General features: G+C 70.5%; 20 protein-coding genes. 15 read left to right on the forward strand and 5 right to left on the reverse strand.

Features of this window, described 5'->3' with window-relative positions:
- Positions 1-24: 24 nt before the first annotated feature.
- Both ACPYN4_RS01620 and ACPYN4_RS01625 read left to right on the forward strand, forming a co-directional pair.
- Positions 25-648 (forward strand): sigma-70 family RNA polymerase sigma factor, encoded by a 624-nt coding sequence (locus ACPYN4_RS01620; protein ID WP_424445463.1) that lies wholly within the window; start codon positions 25-27, stop codon positions 646-648.
- Positions 645-890, forward strand: coding sequence for a zf-HC2 domain-containing protein (locus tag ACPYN4_RS01625; RefSeq protein WP_424445464.1), 246 nt, complete (start codon positions 645-647; stop codon positions 888-890). Before ACPYN4_RS01620 ends, ACPYN4_RS01625 begins: the two co-directional genes overlap by 4 nt.
- Here ACPYN4_RS01625 and ACPYN4_RS01630 read toward each other — a convergent pair.
- Positions 855-1,805 (reverse strand): diacylglycerol kinase, encoded by a 951-nt coding sequence (locus ACPYN4_RS01630; protein ID WP_424445465.1) that lies wholly within the window; start codon positions 1,803-1,805, stop codon positions 855-857. The two genes, ACPYN4_RS01625 and ACPYN4_RS01630, sit on opposite strands and share 36 nt — an antisense overlap.
- 323 nt (positions 1,806-2,128) lie before the next feature.
- Here ACPYN4_RS01630 and ACPYN4_RS01635 point away from each other — a divergent pair, with 323 nt between their 5' ends.
- Positions 2,129-3,091 carry an aldo/keto reductase gene (locus tag ACPYN4_RS01635; RefSeq protein WP_281653086.1) on the forward strand — a complete coding sequence of 321 codons (963 nt, stop codon included), beginning with the start codon at positions 2,129-2,131 and terminating at the stop codon, positions 3,089-3,091.
- A complete protein-coding gene (locus ACPYN4_RS01640) occupies positions 3,084-3,449 on the forward strand; it encodes a MerR family transcriptional regulator (RefSeq protein WP_281653085.1) in 366 nt (121 codons plus the stop codon). The genes ACPYN4_RS01635 and ACPYN4_RS01640 overlap by 8 nt, the downstream gene beginning before the upstream one ends.
- 92 nt (positions 3,450-3,541) lie before the next feature.
- Here the strand turns inward: ACPYN4_RS01640 and ACPYN4_RS01645 are convergent, their stop codons facing one another.
- The gene (locus ACPYN4_RS01645) at positions 3,542-4,507 is read right to left on the reverse strand and encodes a helix-turn-helix transcriptional regulator (protein ID WP_281653084.1); all 966 of its coding nucleotides are present in this window, start codon (positions 4,505-4,507) and stop codon (positions 3,542-3,544) included.
- Positions 4,508-4,610: 103 nt separating this feature from the next.
- Here ACPYN4_RS01645 and ACPYN4_RS01650 point away from each other — a divergent pair, with 103 nt between their 5' ends.
- From ACPYN4_RS01650 to ACPYN4_RS01660, 3 genes are all read left to right on the forward strand, one after another.
- Complete coding sequence (locus tag ACPYN4_RS01650) at positions 4,611-5,006, forward strand: RidA family protein (protein WP_281653083.1); 396 nt, start codon at positions 4,611-4,613, stop codon at positions 5,004-5,006.
- Between the two features lie 76 nt (positions 5,007-5,082).
- Positions 5,083-5,415 carry a DUF488 family protein gene (locus ACPYN4_RS01655; RefSeq protein WP_281653107.1) on the forward strand — a complete coding sequence of 111 codons (333 nt, stop codon included), beginning with the start codon at positions 5,083-5,085 and terminating at the stop codon, positions 5,413-5,415.
- A gap of 15 nt (positions 5,416-5,430) precedes the next feature.
- Positions 5,431-5,628 (forward strand): hypothetical protein, encoded by a 198-nt coding sequence (locus tag ACPYN4_RS01660; protein ID WP_281653082.1) that lies wholly within the window; start codon positions 5,431-5,433, stop codon positions 5,626-5,628.
- Between the two features lie 197 nt (positions 5,629-5,825).
- On the opposite strand, the gene ACPYN4_RS01665 is transcribed toward ACPYN4_RS01660, so the two are convergent.
- The gene (locus ACPYN4_RS01665) at positions 5,826-6,461 is read right to left on the reverse strand and encodes a TetR/AcrR family transcriptional regulator (RefSeq protein WP_259607975.1); all 636 of its coding nucleotides are present in this window, start codon (positions 6,459-6,461) and stop codon (positions 5,826-5,828) included.
- A gap of 102 nt (positions 6,462-6,563) precedes the next feature.
- Here ACPYN4_RS01665 and ACPYN4_RS01670 point away from each other — a divergent pair, with 102 nt between their 5' ends.
- The 4 genes from ACPYN4_RS01670 to ACPYN4_RS01685 all read left to right on the forward strand — a co-directional run bounded on the left by ACPYN4_RS01670 (position 6,564) and on the right by ACPYN4_RS01685 (position 10,435).
- Complete coding sequence (locus ACPYN4_RS01670) at positions 6,564-8,114, forward strand: MFS transporter (RefSeq protein ID WP_281653081.1); 1,551 nt, start codon at positions 6,564-6,566, stop codon at positions 8,112-8,114.
- 134 nt (positions 8,115-8,248) lie between these two features.
- Positions 8,249-8,806 carry a hypothetical protein gene (locus ACPYN4_RS01675; protein ID WP_315552500.1) on the forward strand — a complete coding sequence of 186 codons (558 nt, stop codon included), beginning with the start codon at positions 8,249-8,251 and terminating at the stop codon, positions 8,804-8,806.
- Positions 8,807-8,825: 19 nt separating this feature from the next.
- Positions 8,826-9,542: a response regulator transcription factor gene (locus ACPYN4_RS01680; protein WP_281653079.1), complete on the forward strand. Its 717-nt coding sequence runs from the start codon at positions 8,826-8,828 to the stop codon at positions 9,540-9,542.
- Positions 9,539-10,435: a HAMP domain-containing sensor histidine kinase gene (locus tag ACPYN4_RS01685; RefSeq protein ID WP_315552497.1), complete on the forward strand. Its 897-nt coding sequence runs from the start codon at positions 9,539-9,541 to the stop codon at positions 10,433-10,435. Before ACPYN4_RS01680 ends, ACPYN4_RS01685 begins: the two co-directional genes overlap by 4 nt.
- A gap of 48 nt (positions 10,436-10,483) precedes the next feature.
- Here the strand turns inward: ACPYN4_RS01685 and ACPYN4_RS01690 are convergent, their stop codons facing one another.
- On the reverse strand, positions 10,484-14,233 hold the full coding sequence (locus ACPYN4_RS01690) for a multifunctional oxoglutarate decarboxylase/oxoglutarate dehydrogenase thiamine pyrophosphate-binding subunit/dihydrolipoyllysine-residue succinyltransferase subunit (protein WP_424445741.1): 3,750 nt from the start codon (positions 14,231-14,233) through the stop codon (positions 10,484-10,486).
- Between the two features lie 109 nt (positions 14,234-14,342).
- Between ACPYN4_RS01690 and ACPYN4_RS01695 the strand changes: the two genes are divergently transcribed.
- The 3 genes from ACPYN4_RS01695 to ACPYN4_RS01705 all read left to right on the forward strand — a co-directional run bounded on the left by ACPYN4_RS01695 (position 14,343) and on the right by ACPYN4_RS01705 (position 18,285).
- The gene (locus ACPYN4_RS01695; RefSeq protein ID WP_239282342.1) at positions 14,343-15,800 is read left to right on the forward strand and encodes a GuaB1 family IMP dehydrogenase-related protein; all 1,458 of its coding nucleotides are present in this window, start codon (positions 14,343-14,345) and stop codon (positions 15,798-15,800) included.
- Positions 15,801-15,901: 101 nt separating this feature from the next.
- Positions 15,902-17,230, forward strand: a complete 1,329-nt coding sequence (locus ACPYN4_RS01700) for a hemolysin family protein (RefSeq protein ID WP_076691376.1) — start codon at positions 15,902-15,904, stop codon at positions 17,228-17,230.
- Positions 17,227-18,285: a hemolysin family protein gene (locus ACPYN4_RS01705; RefSeq protein WP_424445466.1), complete on the forward strand. Its 1,059-nt coding sequence runs from the start codon at positions 17,227-17,229 to the stop codon at positions 18,283-18,285. Before ACPYN4_RS01700 ends, ACPYN4_RS01705 begins: the two co-directional genes overlap by 4 nt.
- A gap of 39 nt (positions 18,286-18,324) precedes the next feature.
- On the opposite strand, the gene ACPYN4_RS01710 is transcribed toward ACPYN4_RS01705, so the two are convergent.
- On the reverse strand, positions 18,325-19,395 hold the full coding sequence (locus ACPYN4_RS01710) for an NADH:flavin oxidoreductase/NADH oxidase (protein WP_424445467.1): 1,071 nt from the start codon (positions 19,393-19,395) through the stop codon (positions 18,325-18,327).
- Between the two features lie 64 nt (positions 19,396-19,459).
- Between ACPYN4_RS01710 and ACPYN4_RS01715 the strand changes: the two genes are divergently transcribed.
- On the forward strand, positions 19,460-20,383 hold the full coding sequence (locus ACPYN4_RS01715) for an ADP-dependent NAD(P)H-hydrate dehydratase (RefSeq protein ID WP_281652637.1): 924 nt from the start codon (positions 19,460-19,462) through the stop codon (positions 20,381-20,383).
- Positions 20,384-20,432 lie beyond the last annotated feature (49 nt).

A 20,432-nucleotide genomic window follows, 5' to 3' on the forward strand; every position in this document is an offset into this window, starting at 1 on the left:
GCCGCCGACGTAGACTGGGCCCTGATGGAAGAGCAGGCGGCCACAGAACCGCAGACCACCGAGGATCCGCGCACGCAGTTCGAACAGCAGGCGCTGCCTTTCATGGACCCGCTGTACGCCGCGGCCATGCGGATGACCCGCAATCCGGCCGACGCCGCCGACCTCGTGCAGGAGACGTTCGTGAAGGCGTTCGCCTCGTGGGCGTCGTTCACCCAGGGCACCAACCTCAAGGCGTGGCTGTACCGCATCCTCACCAACACGTACATCAACACGTACCGCAAGAAGCAGCGCGAGCCCTATCAGGGCACGATCGATGAGCTCGAGGACTGGCAGCTCGGCGGTGCCGAGTCGACCACGGCCACGAGCCGCCGGTCGGCCGAAGCCGAGGCGATCGACCACATGCCGGCATCCGTCGTCAAGGATGCGCTGCAGTCGATCCCGGAGGACTTCCGGCTCGCGGTGTACCTCGCCGACGTCGAAGGCTTCGCGTATCAGGAGATCGCGGACATCATGAAAACCCCCATCGGCACGGTCATGAGCCGTCTGCACCGTGGCAGACGGATGCTGCGTGACCTGCTGGCCGATTACGCACGAGAGCGCGGCATCGAGGTGCCCGCCCCCGCATCTTCATCGAGGAGCAGGAAATGAGCGACTGCGGCTGCGACAAAGCGCGCAAGGATCTGGAGGAGTACCTCCGCAACGAAGTCTGCAAGATGGAGCACTCTGACATCCGGGAGCACCTGGAGAACTGCCCGGCCTGCCGGGATGAGGCCCTCGTCGCGACGACCCTCACCGCCGTCGTCGCGCGTGCGTGCAAGGAGACGGCTCCCGAGGAGCTGCGCGACCAGGTGCTCTCACGCCTCCGCGCCGAGCAGGCCACCCACCACTGACGGGCTCCGGCCCGGTCGCGCGCCGAACACGCGGAGGGCCGCCGGCACCACCTCGACCCGCAGCGGCAGCGCCCCGACCGGGTCGCGGTCGGCGTACGCCGTGACCCCGGGGGAGGACAGCTCCACGGCGCGCACGCGCCGCGTCTCGACCTCGGCGATCGCGGTGTGCGTCCCGCGGTACACGCGCGGCAGCAGGCGCAGCAGCCGCAGCCGGCCGGCGGGTCTGACGAGGGTGAGGTCGAGCAGGCCGTCGGCGAGGTCGGCGTCCGGGCAGATCGGGATGCCGCCGCCGTACGTCCGGCCGTTGCCGACCGTCGCCATGACGAGATCGCCGTCGATGCGCTCGGTCGTGCCGTCGGCGGAGACGAGGTCCACCTGGAACGGCATGCCCCGCAGCGTCAGGAACTCGGCCAGGAGCGCGATGGTGTACCGCAGGCGGCCGTGCGGCCAACGCATGCGGTTCGCGCGGTCGTTGACGCGAGAGTCGAAGCCGCTGGCGAGCACGGTGCCGTACAGCGTCGTCGTCCCGTCGGCGCGGGTGATGCGGGCGAGGTCGATGACCCGCGTCGCGCCCCGCACGATCGCGGCGGCGGCGCCGTGGGCGTCGAGGTCCCGCAGGCCGAGCGAGGTGGCGAGGTCGTTGCCGGTGCCGGTCGGGACGATCCCGAGCGGCACGTCGGTCCCGGCGAGCTGCTGCACCGCGAGCGCCACGGTGCCGTCGCCGCCGGCGACGACCACGGCGTCGGCGCCGACCTCCAGCGCGGTGCGCAGCAGCGCCGAGGATTCCGCGGCGCTGCCGCCGGAGATCACCGCGACGCGCATGCCGGCCTCGCGCAGGCGCGCGGCGGCGCGCATCGCGGCGCCGGTGTGGGCGCCCGAGCGCGCGGCGGGGTTCGTGAGGAGCACGACGTCCATGTCGTCCTTCCGGTCGGGTGGGCGGACTCGCCCTGGGCGGCCTCGCCCACAGTAGCTGTGACTGTCACTGTTACCCGGCGGGGTTCTGCCCACGCTCCGTGACGGCTTCCGCTCGCGCCGAAGCAGGCACTGGGCTCAGCCACCTGACGTTCCGTAAGCCGATCGCGAAGCGGGACAGTGCCCGGCCGCGGCTCCGTGATGGCCGGTTGCGTGCCGGGCGGGCAGGGGCGGGAGCGGTCGCGCGATCGCCTCCGCCCAGCGTCGAGGCCTGTTCGCGTGACTGTGGTTGACATAGACCGAGGTTCAGGTTGCAGGGTGGGGTCATGACCACGAACACGATGACCGTCAGGATTGGATCTCTCGTGGTGCCGCCGATGTCGGTGGGCACCATGTACTTCGGCACCACCGTCGAGGCGGCGGCGGGCTGGGCGTGCCTGGACGCAGCGTTCGAGGCGGGGGCCCGGTTCTTCGACACCGCGAACAACTACGCGTTCTGGGCGGGCGGGGTTGGCGATGAGTCCGAGACCGTCCTAGGGGACTGGTTCACCGCGCGCGGCGCGGCGGCCCGCGACCAGGTGGTGCTGGCCACCAAGATCGGCGCCCGCCCGGCCCATGCGGGAGCAGGCTTGGAGTCCATGCTCGGGTTGTCGCGGGCGGCGATCCGCCCGCAGCTGTTGGACTCGCTGCGCCGGTTGCGAACCGACCGCGTCGACGTTCTGTATGCCCATGTCGACGATCCGGCGGTCGACCCGGCCGAGACGCTCGGCGCGTTGAGCGACCTGGTCGAGGAGGGCCTGGTCCGTGAGATCGCGGCCAGCAACCTGACCCCCGACCGGGTTGGGCAGGTGATGACCGTCGACTCCCCGCACCGCTACGTCGCGCTGCAGCAGCGGTGCACCTACCTCATTCCCGCTGCGGGCGCGGACCTGGGCCCGCACATCCTGCTCGACGAGGCGATCGAGGAGGTGGGCGCCGCGCACGACCTGACCCTGCTGGGCTACCTGCCACTGCTGTCGGGCGCCTACACCCGCGCCGACCGGCCCCTGCCCGCCGGGTACGACACCCCCGCCACCGCGGCCGCGCTCGCGACGCTGCACGAGATCGCCGACCGGCACGGGCTGGACGCCGGGCAGGCGGTCCTGGCGTGGATGGCCCACCGGAACCGACCGGTACTGCCCGTGGTTGGGGTGTCCCGACCTCAGCACGTCACCAGCGCGTGGGCCGCAGTACACACCATGCTGAGCCAGGACGAGCTGACCGCCCTGGAGCTGGCCCGTCGTGGCTGAACACCTGAGCATCGGGCAGGTCTGCGCCCGGGTCGGCCTTGATCCGGACACGCTGCGCTACTACGAGCGGCGCGGGGTGGTGCCCACCCCGGCCCGCACCGGCGGCGGACGGCGGGCCTACACCGAGGCGGACCTGCACCTGCTCGACGTGCTGCTCAACCTTAAGCGCACCGGGATGCCGCTGGACCGGATCGCGCAGTTCACCCGCCTGGTGGCCGCCGACCCCGCCGGGGTACCCGAACGCCTCGCCCTACTGCGCGAACACCACCGTGTCGTGACCGAGCACCTCCTCGCCTGGCAAGCCTCCCTCCGCCTGATCGAGACCAAGATCCGCGACTACGAGCAGCGGAACTCCTGACCGACCCCGGAAGCCGCGCCCGAGAACCGATCCGGCTGCGGTGGATGGGGCTGCTGGGAATCGGAGGGCTGGGTGCTGGCCGCTTCCGCGGGTCAGGCGTAGCGGTCGGCGATTGTCTGGGCGCGGTCGTGCAGGGCGGTGCGTAGCTGGGTGGGGCTGAGGGCTTCGGCGTCGGTGCCGAGTTGCCACAGGGCCCACAGTGCGTGCCGGAAGTCCTGGAATGCCGCCTCGATCCGGAGCCAGCCGGCGGGTTCGGGTTCGTCGGCGGTGATGGCGAGTGCGGTGGCGATCAGGTCGTCCCAGCGGGCCGGGTTCATTCGTAGTCGGACGCCGATTTGGTCGCCGCTGGTGCGGAACTGGGTGCTGCGTTCCCGCCACAGCCGTTCGAGGTTGACGTTGTCGGGGCGTTGCGCGGGTTCGGCCAGCACGTCTACGGCCAGGATGCGGGCGAGCCGGTAGGTGCGGTCGGCGCCGTTGGTGGTGGCGAGTAGGTAGCCTTTCTCGCGGACGGTGACCAGCCCGATCGGGTCGCTGACCTGCCAGCTCCGGGTTCCGTCGCCGGACTGGTAGTGCAGCCGCAGCCGTTGTCCGGTTAGCACGGCGCGTCGGACCGCATCCATCACTGGGGCGGGCACCTTTTCCACGGCCAGCCTGCGCGAGAGCAGGTCGGTCTCGGGGTCGATCAGGATGCGTTGGGCGGCGGCGCCGGCGCTGTCGCGGTGGTTGTCGGGCAGGGCGTCGACGATCTTGCGGACCGCCGAAGCCATGGCCGAGCCCAGTCCGAACACCTGACCAGCTCCCCCCGAGCCGGCGCTCAGCAAGGCGAGCGCCTCGTCGGAGTTCAGCCCGCCCAGCTCGGCGCGGAAGCCGGGCAGCAACGCGAACCCGCCGTAGCGGCCGCGTTCGGCGTACACCGGCACGCCGGCGGCGGAGAGGGCTTCGATGTCACGCAGCACGGTCCGCGGCGACACCTCCAGTTCGGCGGCCAGCTTCGTGGCCGACAGACGGCCGCGTTGACGCAGCAACAGCATCAACGACACCAACCGATCGGCACGCATAAGCCTGAATCTAGACCTATATGTGACAACAGGTGTCATGAATCGGTTGCAGGCTCATCGTGAGGGCCGCGAGTAGGCGTGGCCACAGTCAAGGAGAACCGTCATGGAACGCACCCCGATCAACCCGTCCAGCTGGTCACTGGCGCTGGGATTCAACCAGGCTGAACTCATCCAGGGCCAAGCCCGCACCCTGTACTGCTCCGGACAGACCGCGATGAGTCCCGACGGTGAGCCGCTGCATCAGGGTGACATGTCTCTTCAACTCGAGACCGCCGTGGACAACCTGGAGAGCGTGCTGCGCCAGGCGGGCATGACGTTGGCCGACGTGGTGCGTCTGAACGTGTACACCACCGACATCGAGGCCTTGCTCCCGCATTACGGCGTGCTCGCCGGCAGGCTGGCCGAAACCCAAGCGGCACCCGCCACCACCATGCTGGAAGTCTCCCGGCTCGCCATCCCCGGCCAACTCGTCGAACTCGAAGCGACCGCGGTCGCCTGACCGGCCGTGTTCGCGACCACAACCCAGCCCCGGCGCTGGTGCACCATCGGGGTGTACGGATTCGACCTGGACCTTCCTGAGCCGGCTCCACGCCGCTGACGTTCGATTGGTGGCAGACGTGCGCCAACGCCGCGGTGTCCGCGGCCCCGACTACGCCTGGGCGAACTCGCTGCGGCTCCAGGGCGCCCTCGCCGAGGCCGGGATCGGCTACGCCCACCACCGCGAACTCGCCCCCACCACCGAGCTGCGTCATCTGCAGTACGCCGAGGACCACCGCGAAGGCGTCGGCAAGCGCAACCGTCGCGAACTCGGCGCCGACTACATCCGCCGCTACACCGCCGAGATCCTGCACGGGACTGTCCGACTAACGGGGACTGTCAGCGAAACGGTGGGTCTGGGACTGGCCTGACCGAAAGGAAGGGCTATGAGCCAGACCATCGAGATGATCGATCCTGTGACGGGAGAGATCATCGATGAACAACAGATCGCCGAGCAGCTGCTTGCGCAGGCGAAGCCAACCGGCTCGTCGAGTTCACGACAAGAATCGGCACCGCCCTTCGGTCTACGCAGTAAGGCGTTGCTCATTGCCAGACGGCCGCGTCGGCAGGGGGCCTGCTCATGATCGCGGATCGCGAATCTGGGCAGCTGCGGTCCTTGTGTCCGCGCTCGTTCGATGTCCCCCCTCTCGAGCCAACCCGTCCTCCGGTTCCTGCAGGGCTTGACCTTCAGTAGTAGGCGAGTACCCCGCGGGACTGTGTCAGTAGTCGCGCCTGGATGGGCTTGTTTCTGCGGCTCATGTCCTGCTGGTTGGTTACTCCGTCATTGCTCAGCGCGCCGAGCCGTGTAGGTGGAGAAGATGTTGGCGAACTCGCGGATCGCGTCTTGTGCGGCGTCGTCGTCTCGGGTTGAGAGCCAGGACGTCGTCAGCCCGGAGAGTGCGGCGAGGATCATCTCGGCGAGTCTCTCGACCGGGATCGCGTAGTCGACGTCGGCGTGCGAGGCGAAGCGCCGGAGGTGGGCGATGAGGCGGTCACGGTAGGCGCTCTGCTCCCAGGCAGGAAGCTCCTGCAGTGCAGGGTCGCGCAAGGCCAGGGTGGTCAGCTCCGTCAGTACGATCTGCGCCTGCGGGTCGTGCTCGACCGTGCGCCAGTAGGCGATCATCAGCGCGTAGATGCTGTCGTGGATGCTGCTGGCGTTATCGATCGTCGCCCATGCTTGATCCAGATCGACGTTGATGTCGGTCGAGAACAGCGCTGTGTAGAGCTCTTGCTTGGAGCGGAAGCAGTAGTGGAACGCCCCGTGGGGCATCCCCGCCTCTGCGCAGATCGCCCGCGTCGTCGCCGCCTTCACCCCCTCGCGCTTCATCACCTGCAACGCCGCCTCGGTCAGCAACCGCCGCCGCTCGTCCGCACTCAGGTGTAAACGTGCCGTTCCTGCCTCATCGTCGGTAGCCATGACCTCATCATACCGGGTATTGGCCGAATGCCTTGGGCGCTTGACTTGGCCAGAGGGCCAAATTAGATTGGAGGGCATCGCCGCCGACGTGAGGAGACTCGAATGACCACTGCTGCTGCTCCCCGTGCTGGTGCTCGTGAGTGGGCGGCACTGGCTGCCTTGACGGTGCCGGTGCTGCTGATGAGCATCGACCTGACCGTGCTGGCGATCGCGATCCCCGAGCTGAGCGAAGACCTCGCCCCGACCGGCACGCAGCTGCTGTGGATCGTGGACATCTACGGGTTCTTCCTCGCCGCACTGCTGGTGCTCATGGGCAACATCGGCGACCGGATCGGCCGACGCCGACTCCTGCTGATCGGGGCAGTCGCATTCGGGCTCGCCTCGGTGCTGGCCGCGTTCGCGTGGTCGGCGGAGGTGCTGATTGCCGCCCGCGCGCTGCTCGGGATTGGCGGGGCTACGCTCATGCCCTCCACGCTCGCGCTGATCCGCAACATCTTCACCGACCCCGCCCAGCGCCGCCGCGCCGTCTCGGTCTGGGTGGCCGCATTCGCCGGCGGCGCCGGCCTGGGCCCGGTGGTCGGCGGCCTGTTGCTGGAGAACTTCTGGTGGGGATCGGTGTTCCTCATCAACGTGCCGGTGATGCTCGCCCTACTCATCGCCGCCCCGCTACTCATCCCCGAGTTCCGCAACCCCGCACCGGGCCGCTTCGACCTACTCTCCGCCGGGCTGCTGATGGCAGCGATGCTCCCCGGTGTATACGGGCTCAAACACGCCGCCGAGTACGGCTGGGATCTCCCAGCGATCCTGTGGCTGACAACAGGACTCGCGCTCGGCGTCGTCTTCACGCTGCGGCAACGCCGCCTGACTGACCCATTGATCGACGTGGCACTGTTCCGATCCTTGCCATTCAGCGTCGCCGTCATCGCCAACATGGCCGGAGTCTTCGCGCTGACCGCCCTGCTGTACTTCCTGCCCCAGTACCTCCAGCTCATCCTGGGCCACTCGCCGCTCCTGGCCGGACTCTGGACGCTGCCCGTCGCCGTCGGAGCGATCGTCGGCTCTCTCCTCGCCGCCACGATCGCCCGCGTCGTGCGCCCCGGCTGGCTGATCGGCGGCGGGCTGATCGTCGCCGCGGGCGGGTACCTCACGCTCAGCGCCCTCGACCTCGACGGCACCGCCTGGGTCGCATTCACAGGCGGTGCGCTCATCGGGGCCGGGATCGGGATCGCTGACACCGTCTCCAACGACGTCATCGTCGGCACCGCCCCACCCGAGAGAGCCGGAGCCGCCGCGGGCATCAGCGAGACCGCCTACGAACTTGGCGGCGCGCTCGGCACCGCCATCCTCGGCGCCCTCGGCACTAGCCTCTACCGCACCGAGGTCAGAGCCGGATTGCCCGACACAACGCCGCCCCAGATCGGTGACGCCGTCACCGAAACGCTCGGAGCTGCCGTCGCCACCGCCCAGCAGCTCCCTGCGGACCTCGCCGAGACGCTGCTTGGCATCGTCCGCCCCGCCTTCACCGACGCAATGACCACCGCGTTCACCACGGCAGCGATTATCGTCACCATCATCGGCATCGGTGCGGCCGCGACACTCGCACAGAACCGCACCACCAGCACACAGAAGCAGCCGCCAGCACCCTCGTCATAGGCACCTGATGCCGCCATCGAACGATGGCATCACGCCGCCACTCATCGCTGAACTTCACACACAGTAGCGTCGTGTCGCAGGATCGAGACACGGCTGCGACGCGGCGGCGACATCCGTTTCGTAACGTGGGAGCCATGAACTCCTCACCCCGTCGCTTCCTCGCCCTTCCGCTCGTCCTCGCCCTCGCGGGCGTCGGACTGGTCGGCTGCACGGTCGCCGTGGCCGATCAGCCCGCCGCCTCCGGCACGGCCAGCGCTCCGTCGTCGACGTCGACCGGGTCGACGCCGGACTCCGCCGCGTCCACCGCCGCCACGCCCGCGGCAGCGAACCCGACCGGAACCGTCGACGACGAGCGCATGGCCCGGCTGCAGCGTTCCTCTTGGACCGACGCCGTCACGCAGCACGTCGTCTGCATCGACGGCGAGTACACCGTCGACAACAACGCCGACGCGCTCGTCGTCGAGATCACCGGCGACTGCCGCGAGGTGACGATCGCAGCCCACGGCGCGACGGTGCTGCTGCCCGCCGTCGACGAGGTGAAGATCACCGGCGACGGCAGCATCGTCATCGTCGCGTCGGCCCGCGAGATCGCGATCGACGCGGATGCCGACGCCAACCTCGTCGGGTGGGAGCAGGGCACCCCCGAGGTTCACGACGCCGGCACCCTCAACGCGACGACACCGATCTCGTGACGGTCGGTACGATCCCGTCATGACCTCCGGCCCGCCGCGCCTGCTGCTCGTCGACGACGAGAGCTCCATCACCGAGAGCCTCGCGCCCTTCCTCGCCCGGAGCGGATTCGACGTCCGGGTCGCCGGCGACGGACAGCGGGCGTGGGACCTCGTCGCCGAGTGGCACCCCGACATCCTCGTCAGCGACGTCGTCATGCCCGTGCTGGACGGACGGGAGCTGGTGCGCCGACTGCGCGCCGCCGGTGTCACCACCCCGACGATCCTGTTGACGCGGGTGGGGGAGTCGGGCGAGCGCAGCGCCGCGCTCGAGGAGGGCGCCGACGACTACCTCAACAAGCCCTTCGACCCGCAGGAGCTCGTCGCTCGTGCGCGCGCCGTGCTGCGCCGGGCCGCAGCGGGCGCCGCGCCGCTCGTGACCTCGCAGACGCTGGTCGCCGACGGGTTGCGCCTGGACCGGCCGTCGCGCCGGGTGTGGCGCGACGGCCGGGAGCTCGCGCTGACGCCGAAGGCGTTCCAGCTGCTGGAGTACCTCATGGCCCGCCCCGGGGAGGTGCACGCGCGGGAGCGCCTGCTGTCGGCCCTGTGGGGTTTCGACTTCGCGACCCACACGCGCGCCGTCGATCATCGCGTCGCGGAGCTGCGGGCCGCGCTCGGCGACGACGCCGCCGACCCGCGCTACCTCGAGACCGTCCCCGGCGTGGGCTACCGGTTCAGCGCGGAGGTCGCGCGCGCATGACACCGAAGCGCCTGCCCTCGGCATCTCTCGTCCTGGGGGTACCGGCCGTCGGGCTGGCGGTGGCGGCCGCCGTCGGTGTCGCCGTCGGCGACGGCCGCACCATCGTCGTGTCGGCCGCGGTGCCGCTGGTGGCCGCGCTCCTGGCGGCGGTCTTCGCCGCCGCTGCCGCGCTCATCGTGATCGCCCGCCGCCGCCGCCGCGCCCTCGTCGCCCGCACACAGATCGCCGCGCGGGACGCCGCCGCCGCCAACCACCGCCGGTTCCTGGCGCGCCTGGACCACGAGCTGAAGAACCCGATCACCGCGATCCGGGCGGCGGTCGCCGCCAGTGCGGAAACGACGCCGCAGCTGGGGACGATCGACGCGCAGACCGCCCGCCTGTCGCGCCTGGTCGCCGATCTCCGCAAGCTCTCCGAACTGCAGACGGCCGACCTGGAGCAGTCCCGCGTCGTCGTCGCCGATCTCGTCGCCGACGTCGTCGACGCCGTCCGCGACGCGCACGGCCGCGACGTGACGGTGACGCTGCCGACGGCGCCGTGGCCGCTGCCGGACCTCCTCGGCGACCCCGACCTCCTCTTCGTCGCGCTGTTCAACGTCGTCGCGAACGCCGCGAAATACTCCGATGCCGGCGACGTCGTCGAACTCCGCGGCGACGAGCAGCGGGGCACCGTCGTGCTCGACGTCGCCGACACCGGGCGCGGCATCCCCGCGGACGAGGTCGACGCCGTCTTCGACGAGCTGGCTCGCGGCAGCAACGCGCGCGACCGCGCCGGCAGCGGGCTCGGCCTCGCGCTGGTGCGCACCATCGTCGACCGGCACGGCGGCGAGGTGACCGTCACCTCCCGCGAAGGCGAGGGCACGCGGGTGCGCGTGACGCTCCCGGCGGCGTCCTGACGAGAAGAAGCCGGATGCCGCGGCATCCGGCCCCTTCTCGTCAGTGCCTCAGAGGGTGAGCGCCTTCTCGATGATCTCGGCCTGCTCGCGGGCGTGCACCTTCGGCGACCCGGTCGCGGTCGACGCGGCCGCCGCACGCGAGACGCGGCGGATGGTCCGGCCGTGGAGGTGCTTGACGACCTCGAGCGCGATGAATGGCCAGGCGCCCTGGTTCTCGGGCTCGTCCTGCACCCACACCAGCTCCGCGTTCGGGTAGCTGTCGATCACCGCGTTCAGCTCGTCGATCGGCGCCGGGTACAGCTGCTCCAGGCGCACGAGCGCGATCTGCGGGTTCGGCTTCTTGTCCAGCTCGGCCTTGAGGTCCCAGTGGATCTTGCCGGCGTGCAGCAGCACGCGGGTCACGGCGCTCTTGTCGATGCTGCGGTCATCGTCCAGCACCGGCTCGAACCGGCCCGTCGTGAACGCTTCGACGGGACTCGTCGCGCCGCGCAGGCGCAGCATCGCCTTCGGTGTGAAGACGATCAGCGGGCGGCGCGGGCGGGCGTAGGCCTGACGGCGCAGCAGGTGGAAATAGGATGCCGGGGTCGACGGCCGCGCGACGATCATGTTGTCCTGCGCGCACATCTGCAGGTAGCGCTCGATGCGGCCCGAGGAGTGGTCGGGACCCTGGCCCTCGTAGCCGTGCGGCAGCAGCAGCACGACGCTCGACTGCTGACCCCACTTCTGATCGGCGGCCGAGATATATTCGTCGATGACCGACTGGGCGCCGTTGGCGAAGTCGCCGAACTGGGCCTCCCAGAGGGTGAGGGTGTCGGGGCGCTCGACGGAGTAGCCGTACTCGAACGCCATCGCCGCGTACTCGCTCAGCAGCGAGTCGTAGACGTAGAAGCGGCCCTGGTTCTGCGACAGGTTCGCCAGCGGCAGCCACTCCTGGCCGTTCTGACGGTCGTGGAGCACCGCGTGCCGCTGCACGAACGTGCCGCGGCGGGCGTCCTGCCCGGCGAGGCGCACGTTGGTGCCCTCCATGAGCACGGAGCCGAACGCGAGCAGCTCGCCGAAGCCCCAGTCAATCTGGCCGTTGCGGCTCATGTCGAGGCGCTTCTCCAGCAGCTGCTGGAGCTTGGAGTGCACCGTGAAGCCGTCGGGCTTGTTGACGAACGCATCGCCGATCTGGTGGACGACCTCCACCGCGACACCGGTCGTCTCCGGCTCGCCCACGGCCTGGTCGATCTCGCCGCTGGCGGAGGAGACGATGCCCGTGGCTCCGGTCTCGGCGGCGTGCGTCTCGGCGAACGCGATCTCCAGACGGTTCTGGAAGTCGGCCTTCGCCTTGTCGTACTCCTCCTCGGTGATGTCACCGCGGCCGACGAGCGACTCCGTGTACAGGCGCCGGACCGAGCGCTTGGCCTCGATGAGGTTCGTCATGAGCGGCTGCGTCATCGACGGGTCGTCGCCCTCGTTGTGACCGCGGCGGCGGTAGCAGACGAGGTCGATGACGACGTCGCGCTGGAACTGCTGGCGGTAGGCGACGGCCAGCTCCGCGACGCGGACGACGGCCTCGGGGTCATCGCCGTTGACGTGGAAGATGGGGGCCTGGATGGTCTTGGCGACATCGGTGGCGTACACCGAGGTCCGGCCGTCCTGCGGCAGGGTCGTGAAGCCGACCTGGTTGTTGACGACGACGTGCACGGTGCCGCCGGTGCGGTATCCGCGCAGCTGCGACATCTGCAGGGTCTCCACCACGACGCCCTGACCGGCGAACGCCGCATCGCCGTGGACGAGGATCGGCAGCCAGGAGTACGTGCCGATCGGCATCCGGTCCTGCTTGGCGCGGACGATGCCCTCCAGCACGCCGTCGACCGTCTCCAGGTGCGACGGGTTGGCCGCCAGGTACACGGGCAGCTCCTCCCCGGCATCCGACACGAACGTGCCCTCGGTGCCGAGGTGGTACTTGACGTCGCCGGAGCCCGACTTCGACCCGATCGCGACGGACCCCTCGAACTCGCGGAAGATCTGGCTGTAGGTCTTGCCGGCGATGTTGGTCAGCACGTTCAGGCGGCCGCGGTGGGCCATGCCGATCGCGGCGCCGTCCAGGCCCGCGCCGGCCGCTCCCTGCAGGATCTGGTCCAGCAGCGGAATGAGCGACTCGCCGCCCTCGAGGCTGAAGCGCTTCTGGCCGACGTACTTGGTCTGCAGGAAGGTCTCGAACGCCTCGGCCTGGTTGAGCTTGTCGAGGATGCGCAGCTGCTCGTCGTGGCTCGGCTTCTGGTACTTGACCTCGACGTTGTCCTGGAACCACTTGCGCTGGGTCGGGTCCTGGATGTGCATGTACTCGACACCGATCGTGCGGCAGTACGAGTCGCGGAGCACACCGAGGATGTCGCGCAGCTTCATCGTGCGCCTGCCGCCGAATCCGCCGGTGACGAACTCGCGGTCGAGGTCCCAGAACGTCAGCCCGTGGTTCTCGATCTCGAGGTCGGGGTGCGTGCGCTGCACGTACTCCAGGGGGTCGGTGTCGGCCATGAGGTGGCCGCGCACGCGGTAGGAGTTGATGAGCTCGACGACACGGGACTGCTTGTCGACGCGCTCGGCGAGGTCGACGTTGATGTCGCTGGACCAGTGGATCGGCGCGTACGGGATGCGCAGCGCGGCGAAGATCTCCTCGTAGAAGCCACGCTGGCCGATGAGGAGCTCGTGCACGATCTTGAGGAACTCACCCGAACCGGCGCCCTGGATGACGCGGTGGTCGTAGGTGCTCGTCAGGGTGATGGTCTTGCCGATGGCGAGCTCGACGAGCGTCTTCTCGCTCGAGCCCTGGAATTCGGCGGGGTACTCGAGGGCGCCGGCGCCGACGATGCAGCCCTGACCCTTCATGAGGCGCGGCACGGAGTGGACCGTGCCGATGCCGCCGGGGTTGGTCAGCGAGATCGTCGTGCCCTGGAAGTCGGTCGCAGTGAGCTTGTTGCCCCGCGCGCGCTTGACGAGGTCCTCATAGGCGGAGAGGTACTCGCTGAACGTCAGCGACTCGGCCTGCTTGATGCTCGGGACCATGAGGGCGCGCGTGCCGTCGGGCTTCGGGAGGTCGATCGCGATGCCGAGGTTGATGTGCGCGGGTGCGACCACCGAGGGCTTGCCGTCGATCTCGGCGTAGGAGACGTTCTGGCTGGGGAAGACCTTCAGCGCCTGGATGAGCGCCCATCCGATGAGGTGCGTGAAGCTGACCTTGCCGCCCCGCGTGCGGGACATGTGGTTGTTGATCACGATCCGGTTGTCGATCATGAGCTTCGCCGGAACGGTGCGCACACTCGTGGCGGTGGGGACCGTGAGGGACTCGTCCATGTTCGCCGCGAGGGTCTTCGTCATGCCGCGCAGCGGCGTGACGACGTCCTCGCGGGCGGCGGTCTGGGCGGGCTCGTCCTCCGGGGCCTGCGCCGGGACCGGCTGCGGGGCGGCCGGGCGCGCCGTGGTGCGGGCGACCGGCTGCGGGCCGCCGACGACGGGGATGGGAGCGGTGAGCGGGCGCGCCTCCGAGGCCGGGGTGGAGGACGCCGGGGCCGGGGAGGCGGGGGCGGATGCCGCGGGCTGCGCCGCGGACGGGGCCTGCGGTTGACCGGCCGGAGCGGGGGCCGTGCCGGCATCCCGCTGCGTCTTCTCGTACGCCTCCAGCACCGGCCACCAGGCCTGGTCGACCGAGTTGCGATCCTTCGCGAACTGGTCGTACATCTCGGCGACGAGCCACTCGTTGGCCCCGAATTCGCCGTCGCTCGAAGTACCCACGCCGGTCACCTGACTGGACACGGTTGCGCCTGCTTTCATCGATGAAGTTCAGTCCGTACGGGGCATCCAGGAGCCCTCACGCACACATCCATCAAGGGTATCCCAGGTTTTCGGTCGGTACCGTGGGTACATGCAGTTCTCCGGCGCCCAGCCCACCGTCGACCTCACCTATTCCGACGTGTTCCTCGTGCCGCGGCGGTCGGGGATCACGAGTCGCCTGGATGTGGACCTCTCGCCGCAGGACGGCACGTCGGCGACCATCCCCCTCGTCGCCTCCAACATGAACTCCGTCACCGGACCGCGCCTGGCAGCCGCGCTCGCGCGCCGGGGCGGGCTGGGCGTGCTGCCGCAGGACATGCCGCTGCAGGACATCGACGCCGCCATCCGGTGGGTCAAGGAGCAGCCGGTGCCGTGGGACACCCCGCAGGTGCTCACCGCCGACGCGACCGTCGCCGAGGCGGCGGCGTTGCTGCCGGCGACCGAGGGCCACGGCATCGTCGTCGTGGCGGCGATCGCCGACCGCATCCACGTCGACGACATCCTCGGCGTCGTCCCGGCGAGCAGGCTCGGCACCGCGCTGCCGGATGCGCGGCTCGGCGACCTCGCGCGCGGCCGCACCGCGTCGATCGATGCGGACGACGTGACCGACGCGCGCCACGCGTTCGATCTGCTCGTCGCGGCGGAGGCCGAGACCGTGTGCGTGCTGCACCACGGGTACCTCGTCGGGACCCTCTCGCAGCGCACGGCGCTGCGCTCCACCCTGTACCGGCCGGCGGTGGACCCGGACGGACGGCTCATCGTGGCCGCCGCGGTCGGCATCAACGGCGACGTCGCCGCGAAGGCGAAGGCGCTCGCCGCCGCGGGCGTGGACGTTCTCGTCGTCGACACCGCGCACGGGCACCAGGAGGGGATGCTGCGGGCGCTGCACACCGTCGCGGGTCTGGGTCTCGGCATCCCGCTCGTCGCCGGGAACATCGTGACCGCGGAGGGCGCGCGCGACCTCGTCGCCGCGGGAGCGTCGATCCTGAAGGTCGGCGTGGGTCCGGGAGCGATGTGCACGACGCGCATGATGACCGCCGTCGGACGACCGCAGTTCTCCGCCGTGCTGGAGACCGCGCAGGCCGCGGCGGAGCTCGGCGCGCACGTGTGGGCCGACGGCGGTGTGCGCTATCCGCGTGACGTCGCCCTGGCCCTGGCGGCGGGCGCGGCATCCGTCATGATCGGCTCGTGGTTCGCCGGGACGATCGAGGCCCCCGGCCAGTTGCAGGTCGACGAGGCGGGGCGCGTCTACAAGGAGTCGTGGGGGATGGCCTCGACGAAGGCGGTCCACGGTCGGTTCGGACGCCTGGACCCGTACGAGCGGGCACGCAAGGAGCTGTTCGCCGAGGGCATCTCGTCGTCGAAGATCTACCTCGACCCGCTGCGCCCGTCGGTCGAGGATCTCGTCGACATGATCACCTCGGGTGTGCGGTCGTCGTTCACCTACGCCGGGGCATCCTCGGTGCCGGAGTTCCACGAGCGCGCGACCGTCGGGCTGCAGTCCGCCGCCGGCTACGAAGAGGGCAAGGCGCTCCCCGTCAGCTGGTGACCCGCAGCGTGCCGTAGAATCGTCGGCACAATGGACGACCCTCCCAGTTGCAGACGTTCGCCCCACCGACCCTCCTTCCGCGTGAGCGGGGGTGATGCGTGATGGATTACGTCATGTTGGGCGTGGGGCTGCTGCTCACGATCGGGACCGGCCTGTTCGTCGCGAGCGAGTTCGCGCTCGTGAACCTCGACCGCGCCGACCTCGAAGCCCGCCGGGCCGCCGGCGAGTCGCGGCTGTCACTGACGATCGACGCGCTGAAGATGACGTCGACCCATCTCTCCAGCGCGCAGCTGGGCATCACGCTGACGACGCTGCTCACCGGCTACACGATGGAGCCCGCCCTCACGAACCTGCTGAGCCCGCTGTTCACCGCAGCAGGAGTGCCGGATGCCGTGGCCCGCACGATCTCCACGGTCGTCGCCATCGCGATCGCCACGATCTTCTCGATGATCCTCGGCGAGCTCGTGCCGAAGAACTTCGCCCTGGCCATCCCGCGGCAGACGGCCAAGTTGGTCATGCCGTTCCAAGTCGGCTTCACGACCGTGTTCCGCCCCGTCGTCGCGGTGCTCAACGGCAGTGCGAACGCCATCCTGCGCAGCATGGGGATCGAACCCAAGGAGGAGCTGTCGGGCGCTCGAACGGCCGACGAGCTGTCGAGTCTCGTGCGGCGCTCCGCGAGCGCGGGTGTGCTCGAGCAGGACACCGCGTCACTGCTGAACCGCACCCTGACCTTCGCGCGGCTGACGACGGCGGATGTCATGACCCCGCGCCCGTCGATCCACGCGGTCGCCGCCAGTGACAGCGTCGAGGATGTCATCCAGCTCGCGCGCCGCACCGGCCACAGCAGGTTCCCCGTGTACGCCGAATCGATGGACGACATCACGGGCATCGTGCACCTCAAGCAGGCCGTCAGTGTTCCCCGCGACCGCCGCGCCGAAGTGCCCGCCGCCGCCATCGCCGAGGAGCCGCTGCGCGTTCCCGAGGCGGTGCACCTGGATGCCGTCATGGCGGAGTTGCGCGCCCGCGGCTACCAGATGGCGATCGTCGTCGACGAGTACGGCGGGACGGCCGGCGTCGTGACGCTCGAGGACCTCGTCGAGGAGATCGTCGGTGAGGTGCTCGATGAGCACGACCGGAGCCGCGCGGGTGTCGTCCGCGTCGCGGATGCCGTCATCTTCCCCGGTGAGCTGCGCCCCGACGAGGTGCTCGACCGCACAGGCATCCGCGTGCCCGAAGGTGAGGTCTACGACACCGTCGGCGGGTTCGTGATGTCGACGCTCGAGCGGATCCCCACCGTCGGCGACAGCATCGAACTCGAGGACGGCACCCTCGAGGTGCAGCGCATGGACGGTCGCCGCGTCGACCGCGTGAAGTTCACCCCGCGTCCGCTGCCGGAAGGGGCCGAGATCGAGGGAGGTGAGCGGCGATGAGCGACTGGGCAGGCCTGGCATGGCTGGTCGTGCTGCTCGCGTTCAACGGATTCTTCGTGGCATCCGAGTTCGCGGTCATCTCGGCCCGTCGCTCACAGATCGAACCGCTCGCCGAGAAGGGGTCGCGCGCGGCGAAGACCGCGCTGTACGCGATGGAGCACGCGACGCTCATGCTGGCCACCTGCCAGCTCGGCATCACGATCTGCTCGCTGCTGATCCTGAACGTCTCGGAGCCCGCCATCCACCACCTCCTCGAGGTGCCGCTGGGCCTCACCGGCTGGAGCGAGGCCGTCATCGGCGGCGTCGCGTTTGCGATCGCGCTGCTGGTGGTCTCGTACCTGCACGTCGTGTTCGGCGAGATGGTGCCGAAGAACCTGGCGTTCTCGCTGCCCGACCGTGCGGTGCTGCTGCTGGCGACGCCGCTCGTGTGGGTGTCGAAGCTGTTCTACCCGCTCATCGTCGCGCTGAACTGGATCGCGAACCACATCGTGCGCCTGTTCCGCGTGGAACCGAAGGACGAGGCGGCATCCACCTTCACGCTCGACGAGGTCGCGACCATCGTGAACCAGTCCCGCATCGAGGGTGTGCTCGACGACGCGTCGGGCGCCGTCGCCGCGGCGGTGGAGTTCACCGACAAGAAGGCGCGGGATGTCGCCGTGCCGCTGTCGGAGCTCGTCACCCTGCCGGAGATCACGACGCCCGACGAGATCGAGCGCGCCGTCGCCAAGCACGGCTTCTCGCGCTACGTGATCGTGGATGCCGAGGGCGCCCCCCGCGGCTACGTGCACCTGAAGGACGTGCTGCGTGCCGCCGAGGGTCCGGATGCCGAGAACGACGTCGCCGCTCCGATCAAGCCCAAACGGATCCATCACATGGTGCCGGTGGCCGAGACGACCGACCTCGAGGACGCGCTCGCCCTCATGCGCCGGTCGAGCCGGCACCTCGCGCAGGTGCGCAACGCGGCAGGGGAGACCACCGCGGTGCTGTTCCTCGAGGACATCATCGAGGAGCTCGTCGGAGAGGTGCACGACGCGACCCGCCGCCGCGGGTACTGAGTCACCGCGCGAGAAACCACCCGTTGAGCGGCCCGCGCGCTAGCGGGGCCGGGCGCGGACGTACTGCGGCGGCCACAGCGAGGCGTCGGTCTCGCCGAGCTCGGTGGCGGCGCGCAGCGCGAAGTGCGGGTCGCGCAGCCACTCCCGCCCGGCGAGGATCACGTCGGCGTCGCCCGACTGCAGCACCGCCTCGGCCTGGGCGCCCGACGTGATCTCGCCGACGGCGCTCACCGGCAGGCCGCTGGACCTGCGCACCTCGGCGGCCAGCGGCACCTGATAGCCCGGGCCCGTCGTGATGCGCTGGTGGGCGACGAGTCCGCCGCTGGAGATGTCGAACAGCACCGCGCCGCGCTCGGCGGCCCACTGCGCGACGGTCGCCGTCTGCGCGGCGTCCCAGCCGCCGTCGGCCCAGTCGGATGCCGAGAACCGCACCACGAGCGCCGCCTGCGGCGCCGCGGCGCGCACCGTCTCGACGATGCGCAGCAGCAGCCGGGCGCGGTTGTGAAGGCTTCCGCCGTACTCGTCGTCGCGGAGGTTCGACAGCGGGGAGAGGAACTGGTGCAGCAGGTAGCCGTGCGCGGCGTGCACTTCGAGCACGTCGAACCCGGCGGCGACGGCGCGCACCGCCGCGGCGCCGAACGCCTCGACGATCCGGTCGATCCCGGCGGTGTCGAGGGCGACGGGCTCGGCGAAGCCCTCGAAGGCGACGGCGGAGGGCGCGACGGTCGTCCAGCCCCCGGCATCCGTCGGCACGGAACCGCGGTGCCCGGAGAACGGCGACCAGGTCGAGGCCTTGCGCCCCGCGTGAGCGAGCTGGATGCCCGGCAGCGCGTCGCGCGCGCGGATCGCGGCGGCAATCGGCGCCCACGCCTGCTGCTGCGCGTCGTTCCACAGTCCGGTGTCCTCGGGGGAGATGCGCCCCTCGGGCACGACCGCGGTGGCCTCGGCGATGACGACGCCCGCGCCACCGGACGCGAACTGCGCCAGGTGCACGTGGTGCCAGTCGTTCGGCACGCCTTCGCTCGCCGAGTACTGGCACATCGGCGCGACCCACAGTCGATTGCGCACGGTGCGTCCGGCGAGGTCATAGGGGGAGAACAGCAGGCTCATCGGCGACCTTCCGAGTGGGGACGGGGCGGGCCGGCGCAGGGACCGGCCGGGTACAGTGTCGCGCATGAACGCGTCACGGGAATGGTCCGCGGCCGACGCGGCGGCGGTCCTCAGGAGGCCAACGGCCCACGATGACAAGTATTCCCGCGGCGTCGTGGGGCTGCGGACGGGATCGGACGCCTATCCCGGCGCCGCCGTCCTCGGCGTGGAGGCGGCGTGGCGCACCGGTGTCGGGATGGTCCGCTACCTCGGACCGGACCGCCCCCGCGCGCTCGTGCTGCACCGCCGCCCCGAGACCGTCACCGCCGACGGTCGCGTGCAGGCGTGGGTAATCGGATCGGGGACGGATGCCGCGGACCGCACCCCCGACGAGACGGCCGCGCTCCGCAGCGTCCTGCAGGCGGATGTCCCCGTGGTCGTCGACGCCGGCGCCCTGGACCTCATCGAGGCGCTGTCGCGCGCCGATCGCGCCGCGGATGCCGGGGCGGCCGCCGCCGACGTGCGCGCGCCGCGGGTGCTCACTCCGCACGACCGGGAGCACGCGGCGCTGCGGAAGCGTCTCGGCCTCGGCGAGCAACCCGACCGGGTCGCGGCGGCGGCCGAGACGGCGGCGGCCACCGGTGCCGTCGTGCTGCTGAAGGGCGCGACGACGATCGTGGCGGCGCCGGACGGCGGCATCCGCACCGTCACGACGGACGTGCCGTGGCTCGCCACGGCCGGGACCGGCGACGTGCTCGCCGGCATCCTGGGGGCGCTGCTGGCGGGCGCGACCGCCGCACGGAGTGGCAGCGACGGCGATGGCGGCGGTGATGGCGGTGGCGACGGCGGCGCGGGGGCGACGCCGGAGGCCTGCGCCGCGACGGCGGCGTGGCTGCACGGCCGGGCCGCCGCGGCGGCGTCGGAGGCCCACCGGGGCGGACCGGTCGTCGCGCTCGAGGTCGCGGAGGCCGCGGCATCCGTCGTCGGAGGCATGCTCGCGGGAGGCTGAGCCGGCGCCGGCCCCGGGAACCGGGTGCGGTGACGCCGTCCCTAGGATG

Source organism: Microbacterium sp. CH-015, assembly GCF_049707015.1.
Classification (GTDB): Bacteria; Actinomycetota; Actinomycetes; order Actinomycetales; family Microbacteriaceae; genus Microbacterium; species Microbacterium aurum.